Annotated in this window: 1 protein-coding gene; it reads right to left on the bottom strand. The window is 38.8% G+C overall.

Features of this window, described 5'->3' with window-relative positions; translation table 11 throughout:
• Positions 1–358 (bottom strand): IS110 family transposase (locus HMPREF3022_RS03675; RefSeq protein ID WP_168166411.1); only part of this gene is annotated, 358 nt, incomplete at its 3' end.
• Between the last annotated feature and the right edge of the window lie 90 nt (positions 359–448).

Genomic DNA, 448 nt, shown 5'->3' with positions numbered 1-448 from the left:
GCTTGAACGGCGTAAGTTTGTCTAAATGGCGTTTTGTGTATTCTGCTATCAGCCTTGAATCGGCTTTGTCGGTTTTTGTATGGCTGAACTGGCTTTTTGAGTATTCTTTAATTTTCAGAGGATTTATAACGAAGACTTGATAAATTGCACTGAAATAGTCAGCAGCTTCTTCGTAATAAATGCCGGTTGCTTCCATGCTGATACTGATTTTGCGGATACGTTTGGATCGTATCCAGTCATTTAGTTTTTCGAAACCTTCGCAGGCATTGGCTATTTTAATATAGTCTACTTGGCCGCTGTTTCTAAGCAAAGTTACGTCTATGGTGTCTTTGGAAATATCGAATCCTATTACATTCATTGCATTTTCCTTATGATTCAGCCTGTTTGCACGGCTATGATGGTATTCAATCTTTAGGATAAATGGGCGATTCGGCATTTCTTTTGTGCA

The organism is Neisseria sp. HMSC065C04 (genome assembly GCF_001815375.1).
GTDB classification, from domain to species: domain Bacteria; phylum Pseudomonadota; class Gammaproteobacteria; order Burkholderiales; family Neisseriaceae; genus Neisseria; species Neisseria flavescens_D.
The sequence above is the reverse complement of the archived record's forward strand: the minus strand, read 5'-3'. Positions and strand labels throughout refer to the sequence as shown.